Annotated in this window: 12 protein-coding genes and 2 pseudogenes; 9 read left to right on the top strand and 5 right to left on the bottom strand. The window is 44.7% G+C overall.

Annotation, left to right across the window (positions count from 1 at the left end):
* Positions 1-16 precede the first annotated feature (16 nt).
* The gene (locus PKHYL_RS03780) at positions 17-1,054 is read left to right on the top strand and encodes a rhomboid family intramembrane serine protease (protein ID WP_240366015.1); all 1,038 of its coding nucleotides are present in this window, start codon (positions 17-19) and stop codon (positions 1,052-1,054) included.
* A 140-nt stretch (positions 1,055-1,194) separates the two neighbouring features.
* Entirely contained in the window at positions 1,195-2,010 is an 816-nt protein-coding gene (locus tag PKHYL_RS03775) for a MipA/OmpV family protein (RefSeq protein ID WP_071002143.1), read from the top strand.
* A gap of 145 nt (positions 2,011-2,155) precedes the next feature.
* On the opposite strand, the gene PKHYL_RS03770 is transcribed toward PKHYL_RS03775, so the two are convergent.
* Complete coding sequence (locus PKHYL_RS03770) at positions 2,156-3,121, bottom strand: DUF4238 domain-containing protein (RefSeq protein WP_240366491.1); 966 nt, start codon at positions 3,119-3,121, stop codon at positions 2,156-2,158.
* 311 nt (positions 3,122-3,432) lie between these two features.
* Positions 3,433-4,836 (bottom strand): class II fumarate hydratase, encoded by a 1,404-nt coding sequence (fumC, locus tag PKHYL_RS03765; protein ID WP_240366014.1) that lies wholly within the window; start codon positions 4,834-4,836, stop codon positions 3,433-3,435.
* Positions 4,837-5,059: 223 nt separating this feature from the next.
* On the opposite strand from fumC, the gene PKHYL_RS03760 reads away from it, so the two are divergent.
* Together PKHYL_RS03760 and PKHYL_RS03755 are read left to right on the top strand one after the other, a co-directional pair.
* Positions 5,060-5,710 carry a 5-formyltetrahydrofolate cyclo-ligase gene (locus PKHYL_RS03760; RefSeq protein WP_240366013.1) on the top strand — a complete coding sequence of 217 codons (651 nt, stop codon included), beginning with the start codon at positions 5,060-5,062 and terminating at the stop codon, positions 5,708-5,710.
* A complete protein-coding gene (locus PKHYL_RS03755) occupies positions 5,710-5,964 on the top strand; it encodes a hypothetical protein (protein ID WP_240366012.1) in 255 nt (84 codons plus the stop codon). Before PKHYL_RS03760 ends, PKHYL_RS03755 begins: the two co-directional genes overlap by 1 nt.
* A 112-nt stretch (positions 5,965-6,076) precedes the next feature.
* Here the strand turns inward: PKHYL_RS03755 and PKHYL_RS03750 are convergent, their stop codons facing one another.
* The gene (locus PKHYL_RS03750) at positions 6,077-7,438 is read right to left on the bottom strand and encodes a Na+/H+ antiporter family protein (protein WP_071002148.1); all 1,362 of its coding nucleotides are present in this window, start codon (positions 7,436-7,438) and stop codon (positions 6,077-6,079) included.
* A 619-nt stretch (positions 7,439-8,057) separates the two neighbouring features.
* Here PKHYL_RS03750 and lon point away from each other — a divergent pair.
* From lon to PKHYL_RS03730, 4 genes and pseudogenes are all read left to right on the top strand, one after another.
* A pseudogene (gene lon, locus PKHYL_RS03745) lies at positions 8,058-10,464 on the top strand (endopeptidase La).
* A 443-nt stretch (positions 10,465-10,907) separates the two neighbouring features.
* The gene (locus PKHYL_RS03740; RefSeq protein ID WP_240366011.1) at positions 10,908-11,375 is read left to right on the top strand and encodes a hypothetical protein; all 468 of its coding nucleotides are present in this window, start codon (positions 10,908-10,910) and stop codon (positions 11,373-11,375) included.
* Positions 11,368-11,727, top strand: coding sequence for an META domain-containing protein (locus PKHYL_RS03735; protein ID WP_240366010.1), 360 nt, complete (start codon positions 11,368-11,370; stop codon positions 11,725-11,727). Before PKHYL_RS03740 ends, PKHYL_RS03735 begins: the two co-directional genes overlap by 8 nt.
* Before the next feature lie 195 nt (positions 11,728-11,922).
* Positions 11,923-12,480 (top strand): superoxide dismutase family protein, encoded by a 558-nt coding sequence (locus tag PKHYL_RS03730; protein ID WP_212564267.1) that lies wholly within the window; start codon positions 11,923-11,925, stop codon positions 12,478-12,480.
* Between the two features lie 79 nt (positions 12,481-12,559).
* On the opposite strand, the pseudogene topA reads toward PKHYL_RS03730, so the two are convergent.
* A pseudogene (gene topA / locus PKHYL_RS03725) lies at positions 12,560-15,230 on the bottom strand (type I DNA topoisomerase).
* A gap of 292 nt (positions 15,231-15,522) precedes the next feature.
* Positions 15,523-16,125, bottom strand: coding sequence for a hypothetical protein (locus tag PKHYL_RS03720; RefSeq protein WP_075106813.1), 603 nt, complete (start codon positions 16,123-16,125; stop codon positions 15,523-15,525).
* A gap of 401 nt (positions 16,126-16,526) precedes the next feature.
* Between PKHYL_RS03720 and PKHYL_RS03715 the strand changes: the two genes are divergently transcribed.
* Positions 16,527-17,060 (top strand): DUF2799 domain-containing protein, encoded by a 534-nt coding sequence (locus PKHYL_RS03715; protein WP_071002154.1) that lies wholly within the window; start codon positions 16,527-16,529, stop codon positions 17,058-17,060.
* Positions 17,061-17,114: the final 54 nt, after the last annotated feature.

The following is a 17,114-nucleotide window of genomic DNA, read 5'->3' as shown; positions in this document are numbered from 1 at the left end:
ATGACAGTTAGCCTTTATGACCATTCAACAATTATTAAAAACAGCGCCCGTCACTACCCTGCTATTAGCCAGCTTTATCGGGCTATTTGTCATGCAGCTAGTCACGGGCGTCGATGCCAATAACCCGTCAACTGAAGCGTTAGTTAAATGGGGTGCCAACGCCTTACCCTTAACGATGATGGATGATCCATGGCGCTTGGTGAGTAGTGCGTTTTTGCACATTGGTCTCATGCATCTCCTATTTAACGGCTTTGCCATGTATTTTTTTGGGCAGATTGCCGAGCCGATATTTGGCTCAGCCAAGTTTTTGGCATTGTTTTTACTAGCAGCCATCGGTGGTAACTTGCTCAATAACTATGTCACATGGCAAAGTATCATAGAAGGAACAGGACAGCCCGGCCTATCAGCGGGAGCTTCTGGTGGTATCATGGGTATCGGTGCGGCGTTACTGATCGCTGCCCTGTTTAAAATATCGGTCAATGGCATGGTACTCAATCTCAAGAGCTTGATCATCATCATGGCGATTAATTTGGTTTATGGCTTTGCCGTACCGGGTATCGATAATGCCGGTCACATCGGCGGCGCGATTACTGGCTTGCTTATCGCCTTGCCTATTGCTCTCGTTTATCGTAAGCGAGAGCTGGCACAGCAAGCAGCTATGGCGCAAGCTCAGCAAGCTTATCAAAACGCGGTCCAAGCGAGCTATGCAAGCAATCATCAGCCAAGCTATCAAACGAGCTTACACGATAATCAGCGCGGTAATCCGCCGCTTACCAATATATTTGCTGATAATAATATCCAACCCCCTGTAGACTTAAACAACACCGCGGATACTGCCGATTTCGACCAAAGTGGTGGCTATATAAATAACTACCCCATAAATAACTACCCCACTTATATTGATCCCAAGAAATTTGCGCCAGGGCCTGTTAACGTGAGCATAATCTGGCAACTATTGCCATGGCTTGCGATGCTGATTATTAGTATTGGCTTTGTCTGGTGGTGGCAAGATATTCATCAGCAAATCCTACAAGTGCTAAAAGCCATTGAGTAAATGCGCGTATTTATCTATCATTGCTAAATAACTACCAATAACAGCCGAATTATTTAGACCATTTATTCTTATTCGCTTTTTGCTCGTTTTTTACCTGATCTTACTACCCCGTTATTTATACTCACTTACGAGACCCAATTATGTTAAAACTTGCAGCGCAACCTCACTTCTCTACGCGAGCCATGCTGAGCACGTTAACTGCTACGGCATTACTCAGTGTGTCTAGCCTGTCTAGTGCCATCCCTTTTCTTAATAAAAACCTACCGACTGACAAAGACGCCGAATTGAGCGTTGGGGTCAATGTCATGGCGGTAAAATCCGCCTATGATCTCGAAGACAGCACTGAAGTGCGTGTGCTACCGGGCATTTTTTATGACAATAATAGGATCTATGCGCGCGGTGCTCAAGCGGGTGCGTACTTGATCAATGATGGTGTCAATCAGCTCTCTGCTTACGCGCAGCTCGCAGGGAATTCGTTTGATCCTGATGATGCTAATGGTGCCCTGCAAGGTCTCGATGAGCGTAAACTATCTGCAGAAGCAGGTATAAGCTACCAGCGTCGCACGCCTATCGGTGCGTTTCGTGGTCAGTTTGCGACCGATGTGTTGGACGAAAGTGGCGGTAATACTGGTCGCTTAACTTACCTTGCCAAAATTACTAGAAACAAGCTGACGGTCTATCCAAGCATCGGCTTTGAGTATCATGACGCGGCCTACAATGAATACTACTATGGCGTCAGTGAAGAAGAGTCAGCGGAGACAGGCGTTGCCGCTTATAAATCTAACTCGAGCTTGAATCCGTATGTCAGCGTTAGTGCCAACTACGACTTTAACGATAAATGGGCAGGGTTTGCCAATCAAAGCGTGAGCTATGTACCTAATGAGCAATACGATAGCCCAATGGTTGACTCGCGTACTGATGCTACGACCACGCTTGGATTGCTTTATAAGTTTTAATTGAGATTAGATTTTTGATATGAAAAAGCCGAGCATTTTGCTTGGCTTTTTTGTAGGTAGTTTAGATAAAAACATATTTTGAGTTTTAAGAAATCAGAGAAATTTAGTTTAGTTGTTCGAATAAGATTACTTTTACTGACTCTAGCTAGCCTTTGCGGATCGACATTTTATAAAAATCACTTCGCCCTGTTTTTTTTACTACTGCTTGACGAACAAAATCATCATACGTGTCATTTGTCATTATAAACCCATTTGGCTTCCAATTTATTACTCTAGGCCATATTGGTGGTGCAGCGTAAACAGTTTGAGAGACTTTGAAGAATTTTTGGTTCACTTTAATTTCAGAAACGTCAATTCGATTTTCATCTTTTATCTTGCCATCAGAATTATCTGAAATGTAAAATTCTGTTTTATGACCTTGCAAAGATTTTGAATACTCTACTTCGTTATGAAGACTCTCTATATATAGGGCACTATCTGGATTTGCTGTGTATATATTAGCTCGACAATTCAGTAACTGAAGATAGTTAAAAGCATCTATATCATACCTATTTTTAAGCTGAACCCACCCTTTTATATTAGCAATACTATAAACATCTTTATCATAGGCCAACATAAGAATTCTAGGAGTAAGAGGTAAAATAAATAGTGCTCCTGATGACTGTAATCCAAAAGACCTAAATTGCACTTTTTTATTGAGAAAATACCATCGATTTGTGAGTACTGCTGGATGGTCTGAGGTTATGAAATCAGTTTTAGTATTGTTCTTTAAAATACAAACCTTTAAGTCATGAATTAAATGCCTATTTTTTAAGATCGACTGTATTACTTTGTGAACAACTTTTTTAACTTCCATTTTAATGTCAATAGAAAGCAAGGTTTTTATATCTTGTTCAGTTGATTCAGCAGTAGACTTAGCGAACTCCTCAGTTCTTGCACGTTGAAGTAGCCAAAATTCTATGAGAAATAGCTTGTCATTGTCTGTCAGAACGTGATTTATGTTTTCAAGATTGCGAACTATTTCAGAGAACTGACCTTCAATCGGCTGTAACGCTTTTTCCAATGCAAGATCTTCACCATAGAAATAGTTCCTCGAACATTGATTTTTTATAGGTGCATTTTTAATTAGCTTTTTCTGTCCAAGTTATAAACACAGATGGCCGCTTTTGATTCATCTATGGAGAAATTTTTAGATAACACTGAGGTACATAATGTTGGTTCTTATTGGAAGCCATTTTTGCCTCATTGAATGTAATTTTGATATTGAGAGTAAACTTAATACGATAATAAGTAAATCGTATTATCTCTATAGCAAATGAAACAACTAATAGTTAAAAGTAGTATCAGATCCAAAATCGAAAACAAAAAAAGACCTTGCCATACGACAAGGTCTTTTTACTATTCTAAAAACTATTAGATAGCTTACTTAGGATGTACCATATCAGCAGGAATGACCCACTCATCAAACTGCGCTTCAGTTAATAGCTCCAGCTCAACCGCCACCTGCTTCAACGTTTTGTTTTCTTTATAAGCCGTCTTAGCGATTTTTGCCGCGTTTTCATAACCAACATGACGGTTCAATGACGTCACTAGCATCAATGAGTTATGCAAGAAGTCATCGATTTTTTCTTTGACTGGCTCGATACCAACCGCACAGTTTTCGTTGAAACTGTTGCACGCATCGCCCAGTAGCTTGATAGACTGTAATAGGTTAAAGGCGATCACTGGCTTATACACGTTTAGCTCAAAGTTACCTGACGCGCCCGCCATGCTGATAGTCGTATCGTTACCCATGACCTGAGCGACAACCATAGTCATTGCTTCTGACTGCGTTGGGTTTACTTTGCCTGGCATGATAGAAGAGCCTGGCTCATTTTCAGGAATCGTCAACTCACCCAAACCACAACGAGGACCTGATGCCAACCAACGTACGTCGTTAGCGATTTTGTTTAAGCTAGCGGCTAGTGTTTTGAGTGCGCCTGATGCAAATACTTCTGCATCACGAGCGGCTAGTGCTTCAAATTTATTTGGGGATGTGACAAATGGCAAGCCCGTCAAAGTCGCTAGTTGCTCAGCTGCTTTTACTGCATAGTCAGGATGGGCGTTTAGACCAGTACCAACCGCAGTACCGCCTAGTGGCAATTCATATAGACCTTGTAGCGCATTGTCGATGCGAGTCAATGCATGGTCAAGTTGGCTGACATAACCGCTGAACTCTTGACCTAAGGTCAAAGGTGTAGCGTCCTGCAAATGTGTACGACCAATTTTAACAATGCTATCGAATTCTTTGGACTTTTTATCTAAGGTATCGCGTAGTGCTTTTACCGCTGGAATCAATAAGCTGTTGATTTGACGCGCAGCCGCCACACGAATCGCCGTTGGGAAGCTGTCGTTGGTAGACTGTGCATGGTTCACATGGTCATTTGGGTGAATTGGCGTGTAGCTGCCACGCTCAGAACCCGCGATTTCGTTAGCACGGTTGGCCAGCACTTCGTTCATGTTCATGTTTGACTGCGTACCAGAACCGGTCTGCCATACCACGAGCGGGAACTGATCGGTAAGACCACCATTGATGATTTCATCTGCCGCTTGTACGATAAGGTCGCGCTTGTCGCCTTCGATACGCTCTAGGCTTGCATTGGTAATCGCAGCGGCTTTTTTGACCAGTGCCATCGCTTCAATCATTGGACGCGGCAATGTCTCGCCACCGATTTTGAAGTTTTCGCGGCTACGCTGTGTTTGCGCTCCCCAATAGGCATCAGCTGGGACTTCTACGTTACCCATGGTGTCTTTCTCAAGTCGTGTTGCCTGATTCTGTGTCGACATAACTACCCTCTTTGATGGTTTGTTGTTTTATGACTGCTCTAAAAAATGCAACATCCGCTGCACATAAAGGAGAATACGATATAAAGTGGCGTTATGATAGCATGACTAGGACGTGTTGAATATTCACAAATCGCTTTGGTCAATGCCTAAAAACGAATCTCTAAAAGCGCCCCTCATCAATCTGATATGTCATTGGATAAGATACCTATGCACTCTGGAAACCATGCCCACTGAGTCAAAAATGCTTAACTCACAAGAACCTACGCTAAGTAATCCACCCAGACGGCACTTTACTCGCCAGCGTCGTCAATTAAGTGATGGCGCGCGTAGAAATTTGGCGCAAGCAGCGAGCTTGCATTTGAGCAAATTACAGCAGCGGCTATCAAAAAATGCGCGTATTGGGCTATATTATGATGGATTTGGCGAGCTACCCACTCAGCCACTGCTGGATTGGTGCATATGCTTAGGCTATTCTCCTTATTTACCTGTCGTTGGTTCTCTCGGACGTACTAGTAATGGCAGTGATAATAAACGGTTGCGTTTTGTGCCTGTTTACCACTCAAAACTCGTCAACCTCCCCACTCGCATTCATCAGCTCGGAATGAAACAAAATCATAGCCGCGCTCTATTATGGGCGTCAGAATTAGACGTTATTATCTGTCCTTTAGTCGCGGTAGATAAACACGGTAATCGTATGGGCATGGGTGGCGGTTTTTATGATACGACGCTTGGCAAAAGCTATCGCTCAGGGGTCAAGAAACCATTAAAAATTGGCTGGTGTTATGACTTTCAAGTGGTTGAACAATTAGCGCGTCAGCCGTGGGATGTGCCATTAGATGGCTTAATTACGCCAAACGGCATAAGGTGGTTTTAATGAAAGACGATAAACAATTTGAAAAAGTCTCTAGCGCTGCTGATTCCAGTGCAGACCGTGTGGATGAATATTTGCAAAGGTTAGGTAGCGATGACGCTAGAGAGCAACGTTACTACAGTCAAGAGCAACCGTTTAGCGCTGATGAGATGACACGATTAGTCAATGAAGTACGCTTAAATGAGCTGCTCGCGCAAAGTGATGCGTTTTTGAGCAGTTTGAATGGTGAGATTAAGGATTTTGATGAAGATTGTTAAAAATATAGGCAGTTTGAGCAATTAATAGAAACGAAAAAAGGCGAGTATAGTAACTCTTTATGCTAGTTGCTATACCCACCTTTTATATCAAACCAATCATTCAAATCATTTACTAAAGCACCATCGCCGCAATCCAGCCAAATGCCAGTAGCGGAATATTGTAGTGAATAAAGGTTGGCACCACACTGTCTTTGATATGGTCGTGCTGTCCATCGATGTTAAGACCCGATGTGGGACCCAATGTCGAATCTGACGCAGGAGAACCGGCATCACCCAGCGCGCCAGCTGTACCGATAATTGCAACCGTTGCTAATGGCGAAAACTCTAAAGAGATACATAGCGGCACATAGATCGCGGCCAAAATAGGAATGGTCGAGAAGGACGAGCCGATACCCATAGTCACAATCAAACCGATCAAGAGCATGATAAATGCTGCCATCGCTTTATTACCACCGAACAGTGACGCCGCCCCATCAACGAGTGGCTGAATCTGCTCTGTCGCTTTCATGACTTCAGCAAAACCTTGCGCGGTAATCATAATAAAGCCAATCATCGCCATCAATTTGATACCATCATTAAAGACACCATCAGCATCACGCCATTTCACCACGCCTGTCGCCATAAACACGCCAAAGCCAAACATCGAGCCAAGTAGTAGCGAATCAGTGTATAGCTGCACGACGAAAGCCGTCACGATAGCAGCCAATGCAACCAGCGTCTTTAGCTTGCTTTGCGACTGAGCGCCAGCGGCTGTTTTACTTAATGCATCGCCTTCTACGACGGCATCATGCGCTTGCTGATCTATCGCAATCTGCTGATACTCGCGCGGCTTACGGTAACTGATAAATACCGCGACCAGCAGACCAATGAGCATGCCAAGCGCAGGAATTGCCATGGCTTTCACCACAGAAATATTGGCAACATCAATGCCCGCTTCACCGACGTTTTTTAGCATAATTTGATTGAGGTAAATATCACCGAACCCATACGGTATAAACATATAAGTGGTGACAAGGCCAAAGGTAATCAGACAGGCAATCAGGCGGCGATCTATCTGCATACGGTTGAACGCCAAAAGCAGCGGCGGTACCAGCAGTGGAATAAAGGCAATATGAATAGGGATTAGGTTTTGGCTAAAGCAGCTCATGGTAATGAGGCCTGCAAACAGCATATATTTAATCATGCCACTCGTGCCCGCAGCATCAATGCGTCTAATCACCGCCCCTGCCAATGACTGCGGCAATCCCGAGTGCGCGATCGCCACGGCAAACGCCCCTAGCAAGGCATACGATAGCGCAATCTGTGCGCCATTACGGATACCTTCTTGAAAAGCATTGAGCGTATCGGTAATACCCAGACCTGCTAACAATCCACCTGCTAGCGCCCCGATTAATAAACTGAGCACCACGTGCACGCGCGAAAGTGACAGTCCTAGCATAATAATAACTGCCAGCAGTACCGCATTGATGGCCATGTATTGCCCCCTTGCTCTTTATAACTTGGTCTCATTGAGACCGATGAATAGTAACACTGATGAATATCGCTGTGCTGTCTAAAACGTCTTAATGTCGGCTCGTTTCTCAGACGCGTTTTTAGACGGGCGCCAGTTTACCTTATTTTGGATATAAAGCCCATGCATAGAACCGAATTAGACACCCGCATCTCACACACGCTCGCTATCTAATGGTGAGATTTTACTTATTTAATGCAGACACAGCATTTTTAATCCAACTTTTTAATCCAATAACCGCATTGAAACGTCGGTGTTTGTCGCACTATTTAACAAAGATAACTGTGCATCTTTGCCAATGAGACTTGCAATTTTATCTGTGGACACCATTTATCTAGACATGAACCACGAACTTGACTTTACAAGTCCGGGGAAAGAGGAAAAATATATGAGTGAACATAAAATTACCCAAGACAATATCGACATTGATGTCGACGCTTCATCTACTGCTACAAACAACAATGAGGCAGAGGCCTTGTCGAATGCAGCACAAAAAGCGGCGTCAACCAATGAGACAGACACTGGTCTTGATAACACTGACTCTAATAATAAAGATGTAAACGACAACCAAGATGAAAGCTACTTGCCACTCTTGGCATTGCGAGATGTGGTTGTCTACCCGCACATGCAGATTGCCTTGTTTGTGGGACGTGCGCCATCGGTGAAAGCCGTTGAGCTGGCACAAGCTGAGTATGGCAACAAAGTACTGGTCGTCGCCCAAAAAGACTCATTGACCGAAGACATTGATCAAGACAACTTGTATCAATACGGTACGGTGTGCCGCATCGTCAGCACCATGCCGCACGATAGCGATGAGAACTGCATCAAAGTACTCATCGAAGGTCAATATCGCGCCCGTGTCGACAATATCGAAAGTCATGACGACTTATTGATGGCGAGATTTGAGCGTGCTGATCTTGATGTCAGCATGGATGAGAGCCAGAAGAAAAACACTATTCAGGCGTTGACCACCCTGTTTGAAGGCTATGCGGATGCGCGTCTGCGTAATGCCCGTGAGCTAACTCGCGTGGCCAAACGCATCGATGATTTGCTTGAACTGGTTTATTTCATCTCAACCCGCGTGTCAATGGATTTGGATGTTAAACAGTCGTTCTTAGAAGAAAATAATATCAAAACGCATATCAACACCTTGACGGAATATCTGGTCAAGCAAAGTGCTGAGCAAAATATCGAGCAAGATATTCAAGATGCGGTCCGTCAGCAGATGGAAGACAATCAGCGCGAGTACTTCTTAAATGAGAAGATGAAAGCGATCAAAAACGAGCTATCAGATCTCAATGATGGCGCGTTTGATGGCGAAGATGATGTCGCTGAGCTAGAGCAGCGTCTAGAAGATGCTGACTTGCCAGACGATGTGCGCAAAAAAGCGGAGCAAGAGTTTAAAAGCTTAAAATGATGCCACCTGCATCAAGCGAATCGTCAGTGGTACGCAACTACATTGAGTGGATTTTGGATACGCCGTGGAATGCGACGACCAAAGTCTCAATCAATCTAGACAAGGCAAAAACGGTCTTAGACGAAGATCACTATGGCTTACAAGATGTCAAAGATCGCATCTTAGAATATCTCGCCGTACAATCACGCGTGAAAAAACTGCGTGGCCCGATTCTATGTCTCGTCGGTCCTCCAGGTGTTGGTAAAACCTCGTTGGGTGAGTCGATTGCGCGCGCAACGGGTCGTAAATTTGTCCGTATGGCACTAGGCGGCGTACGTGATGAAGCGGAAATCCGCGGTCATCGCCGTACTTATATCGGTGCGATGCCGGGTAAAATCGTGCAGTCACTGGCAAAAGTCGAAGTGAAAAACCCACTATTCTTATTGGATGAAATCGATAAGATGGCGCAAGACTTCCGCGGCGATCCAGCATCAGCATTGCTTGAAGTATTAGACCCATCACAGAACGACACCTTTAACGACCATTATTTAGATATGGACTTAGATTTGTCGCAAGTGATGTTTATCTGTACGGCTAACAGCATGGATATTCCACCTGCGCTACTTGACCGTATGGAAGTCATTCGTCTGCCGGGTTATACCGAAGAAGAAAAGGTCAACATCGCACAGAAATACCTCGTACCAAAAGCGATCAAGAATAACGGTCTCCAAAGAAGGCGAGATTGAGATTGTTGAAGCGGCCCTACACAGTATCGTACGAAGCTATACCCGTGAAGCAGGTGTACGTAACCTTGAGCGTGAAGTCAATAAAATCTGCCGCAAAGTCGTTCGCGATTCGGTTGAAACTCATGGCGCGCGCGCTCCGAAAAAAAGCGGAACGTCAGCTAGTGACCGTCGATGACAAGAACATCGATGATTATCTAGGTGTGCACCAGTATGACTACGGTCTGGCGGAAGAAGAGCCTGAGATTGGTCGTGTCACTGGTCTTGCGTGGACACAAGTGGGCGGCGAGCTGCTTACTATTGAAGCGGTCGCTATGAAAGGTAAAGGTGAGCTTAGCTTCACCGGCTCACTTGGCGATGTGATGAAAGAGTCGATTCGTGCGGCGATGAGTGTGGTGCGTGCTCGCGGTGACAGTCTTGGCATTGACTATGAGACAGTCAAAACCACAGATATCCATGTGCACATGCCAGAAGGCGCCACGCCAAAAGACGGTCCTTCTGCTGGTGGTGCATTGACGACTGCACTGGTCTCTGCCTTGACAGGTATTGCCATTCGTCCAGATATCGCCATGACAGGTGAGATTACCTTGCGCGGCAAAATCCTACGTATCGGTGGTCTCAAAGAGAAGCTACTGGCAGCGCATCGCGGCGGCATCAAGCATGTCCTGATTCCAGAGAGTAACGAGCGCGACCTAGCTGATATCCCCGACAATGTCAAAGAAGGCTTGACTATTCAGCCAGTTGCGACGATTGAAGAGATTTTAAAGGTTGCTTTGGTAGATATGCCAAAACCGCTCAAGCCTGCAAAAGTGACGGTTGATAAAACGGCAGGCAAAGCGCTACACAACTAATTGAGTATTCGTTAGTCAATGCTTAAAATAAGAGCCGCTCATCACTATGATGGGCGGCTTTTTTTGGCAATAATAAACAACAATCTCTCTAGAACCTTGTGATATATTTTAGACAAATGTCTATTTATTGGAAATTATAATGTCAAATAATTTACGGATGCCTTTAGCGATAATAAGCGCCTTATTACCTCTCCGCCCTACTAGGTTGCCAAACAAACAGCTTCAATCATTCAGCGCAAACCAGTACCGTCATTGACGATAAAAACTGGTCAGCGGCTACCCTCAAACCCAGACTGTTTCAAACCATCACAGGCTATAACTGGCAATTAACACAGGTTAGTAATGATAAAGGCAAACTCACACGCCTCAACCTTCAGCCGCCCCTAACGATGGACGTTCGCCCAGACCTGTTAACTTTTGATGACGGCTGTTATCGATACATCGTGTCCTTTGATATGTGGCTGCCTCTACCTTATCCTTATACACAAGCATCAATACAAGATACAACTAAATCACCAGTCACGGCTGCTGACTGCACTGCGATATATCAAGCAACTACCCAAGATTGGCGCGGTAATACAATCATCCCTAGCGATACAGCATATCTATTAAACGCAACTTTTAAGCCTTATGCAGGAACGAATTTTACATTTGTTCCCGCGCTGCCTCAGTCAGTACGTGCTACCAAAACCTTAGAAAAACAGCTGGCTTTAAGAACGGATAAGGGCAAAACCCTAATCTTTACGGGCACGCCTAAACCTGAACGCCCCGTAGCTGGCATACTACTCACCAATGAATTATTAGAGGGCTATCGTTGGCAACTATTACAAGTGACGGACCAAACAGGCGCCGTCATGAGCGAATTTACGCAGACAGAAAAGCCCATCACCCCTTTCCTACGGTTTGGATAACTATGGTGACGATGAAAGTGACGAAAAAAATGGTTTTGAGTCAGGTATATATGGTCAAAGCTTTGGTATCTCTGTTGGCTGCAACGGCGTTAGTGGGCCTTACACCCTCTCTATCAATCAAAATTTACTCACTGGCGGTTTTCCTTCCACAATGATGAGCTGCGGTGACACTATTGATGACATTGAGTCACGGCTTCGACATATGATGGCCTATAGCACGAGTCGACTGATCTTAACGCACGCGGATAATAAGGCAACTATAGCGCAGTCAGAGCAAAGCTATTTACTCACCCAAACGCTAGATTCTGGCGAGACATTAATTTGGAAAAATGAGCCAAAGAAAATCCCTTAATACACTTTCAAACCCATACGTTACTTACATTTATTAACCGATTGTTGCGCATTTAATGAATAACTATAGGGTTTGCTTGGCTATACTGACGATGATGTTAACGAATATCGATACGCGCTCTAACAGAACAATAAATACAGATATTTGTAACTTTAACTACGTTCTAAATAATGAATAAAATAACTGGAGATAATAATGAATAAGACAATGCTTGCAAGTGCCCTACTATGCGGATCAGCGTTAGCCATGACTGGTTGCCAAACGGTCGAAGGTCAAATGCAAACAGGCAATCCTGTCAATCAGCCAGCACTAAAATCTACCATCAAAGCAGTGAGCGGTGATAAGAACGAAGTCGGACAGATGTTCCTGCGTCCTGTCGATGGCGGTGTACAAGTCTACGGTAAGCTCATGAATCTACAGCCGGGCCAAACGGTTGCACTACATATTCATGAGACAGGTAGCTGTGCTGATATGGGTAAAGCGGCAGGCGGTCACTTCAATCCTGACAACAAACCACATTCTAATCCCGATGATATGAATGGTCATGCAGGTGACCTACCTAACCTGACAGCCAATGAAGATGGCGTCGCTACTATCAACTATGTGAACAAAAAAATCACGGCCGATAAAGCAGGTAAGTATAGCGTGAATCGCCGCGCCTTTATCGTACATTCTGGCGCTGACGATTACACCAGCCAACCATCAGGCGCATCAGGTGACCGTGTTGCTTGCGGTATTATCGAGATGAACTAATACTATATATATTAGCCATAAAAAACCTCTTAACTATTGTATACGGTTAAGAGGTTTTTTATGACCGGTAGAAAAGTGGTTACTCTTCTACCCACTCGCCTTTACGCCAGTACACACCCCAACGGGTGGCCTTGCCGTTTTTCTCTCAGAGCCGATGTACTGCTCTTTTTTCTTACGTGACCAACGTAATATAGTTGGGTTACCCTCAGGATCTTCATCTGGCCCTGCAAACAGATATTGGAACTTGTCTTCCATCTTGTCTTTTATTTCACGTAGCTCAGCGAGCTTGGGCGCACGAGTCTCGCGCACCTTTGGAAATTTAGAGGCCGCAAGGAACATGCCAGCCGCCCCTTCACGCAAGATGAAGTAATCATCATGCTTGGTCGATTTTAGCTCTGGTAGATGAATAGGATCCATACGCGGCGGTGCTGCTTCGCCTGTTTTTAGCACCTTGCGGGTGTTGTCGCAGTTCTGACAAGCAAAGTATGGGCCAAAGCGACCTGTCTTTAGCTCCATCTGACCATCACACTTGTCACAGTCGATGGTTGGCGCATCTGAGCCTGGTACTTCAAACTTACCTTCTTCTAGAATATAACCGTCACAATCAGGGTTATTACCGCAGATGTGTAGCTTGAGACCACCATCGACGATATAACCATTCATGGCGGTGCCGCATTTCGGACAGCGTTTTTTCTCCATCAAATCTTTGACTTCTGCCGCTTCGTCATCACCTTCTGCATCATCTAAGTTGGCAAACGCTTCGACTGGCATTAGATTTTTGGTGCCTTTACAGCGCTCTTTCGGCGGCAAGTTATAGCCAGTACAACCCAAAAATACGCCTGTTGACCCTGTACGCAGCTGCATCGGACGATCACAGATATCACAATGGACATCTGGCACGTCGGTTGGATCATTCGGACGCATGCCATCTTTGCCTTTGGCATGCTCAAGGGTGGTTTTGAACTCACCATAGAAATTATCGAGCACGTCTTTCCAATCTTGCTCACCCTCGGCGACATGATCGAGCTTGTCTTCAAGCGCAGCAGTAAAGGTATAATCCATCAAATCTGGGAAGCTTGCGGTCAATCTATCGGTGACGATATCGCCCATTTTTTCGGCAAACAAGCGCTTGTTTTCGAGCTTGACATAGCCGCGGTCTTGAATGGTGGAGATAATTGAGGCATAAGTCGAGGGACGACCAATACCTTTTTTCTCAAGCTCTTTGACAAGGCTTGCCTCAGTATAGCGCGGTGGCGGCTTGGTAAAGTGTTGGCTCGGATCGAGCTTATCTAGGGTGAGCTTATCGCCTTTTTTGACATCAGGGAGCAGCGTATCATCAGTTTTGGCCGGCGGCATAACACGAGTATAGCCATCAAAAGTCATCGTACGGCCGCGCGCTTTTAGCTCGACATTACCCGCCTCTACCAAAAGATTGACTGATAGATATTTGGCAGGCAACATCTGACACGCCACAAACTGCCGCCAGATTAGCTCGTATAGACGTATGGCATCACGCTCAACGCCTTTCATTTGCGTTGACTTTAAGTTGACATTAGAAGGACGAATCGCTTCATGCGCCTCTTGTGCGCCTTGCTTATTGCCATAAAAATTTGGCTTTTCTGGTACGTATTTTGCGCCATAGCTGTCTTCGATATGACCACGGACAGCCGCGAGCGCATCACCAGACAAGAACGTCGAGTCGGTACGCATATAAGTGATGTGACCCGCCTCATATAGACGCTGCGCCAAAATCATGGTCTTTTTAACAGAAAATCCCAAACGTGTACTGGCGGCTTGCTGCAAAGTCGAGGTGATAAAAGGCGCACTTGGACGTGACTGGGTTGGCTTCTCTTCACGCTCTTTAACGATAAAATCGCTTGCCTTGAGTATCTCAAGCACTTTATCGGTTTGCTCTTTATTGCCAAGCTTTAGCGTTTTACCGCCTTGTTTGGTCGCCTCTAAACGGATACCGATTTGCTCCGCATCTGAGGCTTTTTTGGTTTTATCATGAGCGACATGTGTATCTGCATGGATTTGCCAGTATTCTTCTGGAATGAACGCGCGAATTTCATGCTCACGCTCAACGACCAAGCGCATAGCGACTGACTGCACACGGCCTGCTGATAGTCCGCGAGCAATCTTTGCCATAATAGTGGCGATATCATAAAGCCAACGACACGGTCCAAGAATCTGCGCGCTTGCTGAGCATTGACGCGATCGATATCAAGCTTTGAGGGGTTGTTTAAAGGCATTTTGGATGGCTGATTTGGTAATCTCATTAAAGACCACACGTTGATACTTGCTATCAGGGCCGCCGATAACTTCTTTTAGATGCCAAGCGATCGCCTCCCCTTCTCTATCCATATCCGTTGCCAGATAGATTTTGTCAGCGTCTTTGGCCAGTGCTTTGAGCTCTTTGATGACCTTGGTTTTGTTTGGCAATACTTCATAGACCGCCGCCCAGTCGTGTTCTGGATCTACGCCCATACGGCGTACCAGTGCTTGCTGTGCTTTTTTCTTCTTTTGTCAGGTTGTCATCTTTTTTGGTCGTGGTTGCTTTTTTTTGCGCTTTTATTTGCACTAACTGGTAAATCACGGACATGACCGATGCTCGAGCGTACGATAAAATCATCGCCAAGATATTTATTAATGGTTTTTGCTTTGGCTGGTGATTCTACAATCACCAAAGACTTGCCCTTTGGGCTGTCAGCAGCTGATGCTGCGGTTTTTTTGGTTGTGGTTTTTGCCATATTTGACGACACCATAATATAAGTGATTAAAAGTATAAGTAGATTGAAAGTAACATTACAGTCAGCAGCGGAGTAATTTATGGGTGCTGATGATCAGGGGTTAGCCATGACCCAGCTATTTATAGTAATAGTAGCTGCTGATAAAAAGGTTATAAAACAAATTATAACCATAAAATAAAGATATAGTTATAAAGACGTTACACTGCTAAGCGTTAAACTGTCAACTTTAAATAAATTGAATATAAAAAACTGCTTGTATATAGGCTGTTAATGGAGACAAAAAAGCGCTTTACTAGCCTTTCACGTCTTTTTGCATTTGTATCGCCCATTTCTCAAGATTGGCTTTGAGCACTAACAGATCTGCCTCAATCCGTTGCTGATGATACGTGGGATTAGAGTTTGGGCGCACGTAAGCAATGTCTTCCCAATAGATGATAATGCTATTTGCCTTGGTCATCAGCCCTTTAACAAACGGCTCAATGCTCACTGGTAGCTCTAATGGCGCTTTGTCCAAGCTAAAATCGGTTTTTTTCACCGTCACATTATTGCTGCTTTGCGTAGAGCGAATGGCACTTGGAATATGGAGTGTTTTTGCATCATCGCTGGTATCAACAAAACTACTATCTGGTCGCCATTGTCCATCGATCACTTGATAGCGTGTGTGCGGCAGTTTGGTCTCTTCTAATATCAGACAATACTGTCCAAGCATACCGCGGCCATATTCATTATCACGACCTTTGATCCAATCAGGGCAAGCAACGAGCTTTGGATTAAGCTGCAAACGGCGTGCGGTCATACGCAGCTTGTCTAAACGCTGATCGATACCATTCGGTTTGAGCGCCATCATACTCCCTAAGACGAATAGTACAATGATAACGCCAATCAATGTTCCCATGATGCTCTGGCCTTTTAACTAAATAAAAATGATGCTAAACAATATCAATATAACTGCCACGGCTGATAACCGCTGTCTACGCTAACAGTAAAAATAACGGCTTTATAAATAACTATCCTATAAATCGTTAACGTGAACTGGCTGCTACTCACATGACAGATAACGATATAGCAAGACTTATAATGAGCTCGAACCCGCAAAAAATCAAGCACTGCCACTCAACTACTATTCAAAAACTGGCTATATGGCTCACTCTTTATTTGTCAGTTATACTGTTAAATCAGACATTTAGCGTGCCTAATCATCAGTAGCATAGCCACATACAAAAACCAGATACAAAAAGTGGTCGGCGTAAAAAAGTGCTATGATAAACCATAATTTTAAACGCGCGCAGGTTTATTATGAATTATCTTATTAAGTCAAACTCGTCAAGCGCTTATATCGCTAGCAAGCTGACAGGTAAACTCCTGAGCAACACTGTCATAAGCTTATCATTACTTGGCGCAATCGTGCTAACAGTGTCAGGCTGTGCCACCACCCAAAGCCTGACCCCGCAGCAATGTCAAAGCAGTAACTGGCAAGAAGTCGGTTATGCCGATGGTCTACAAGGTCGTTCAGGGGCTTACTTCGGGCATTATACCAACAGCTGCGCCAGTGTTGGCGGCGCAAGTCCCAATCGCATACAGTGGGAGCAAGGACGACAGCAAGGTCTCAAAAACTACTGTACCGAACTGAATGCTTATAAGCTCGGTCGCGAAGGCTATGACTGGCAGCCAGTCTGTCCATTAGAAGGTATTGAGAAATTAGAAGAAGCTTACTCTCAAGGACGCTACTACTATATCCGTCAGCGCGATCTGGATTACTTGCGCTCGCCTTATCCGTTTGGTTACGGACATCTGGGCTTTGGCTACCGTCCATTTGGCTATGGCTGGTAAAGAAAACCTCAGTGATGACTTAATTTGAGGTTTAAGTCGTCACTGAGGTCGGAG

The organism is Psychrobacter sp. KH172YL61, from assembly GCF_007182895.1.
GTDB lineage: Bacteria > Pseudomonadota > Gammaproteobacteria > Pseudomonadales > Moraxellaceae > Psychrobacter > Psychrobacter pacificensis.
This window is presented reverse-complemented; position numbering and strand designations above follow the sequence as displayed.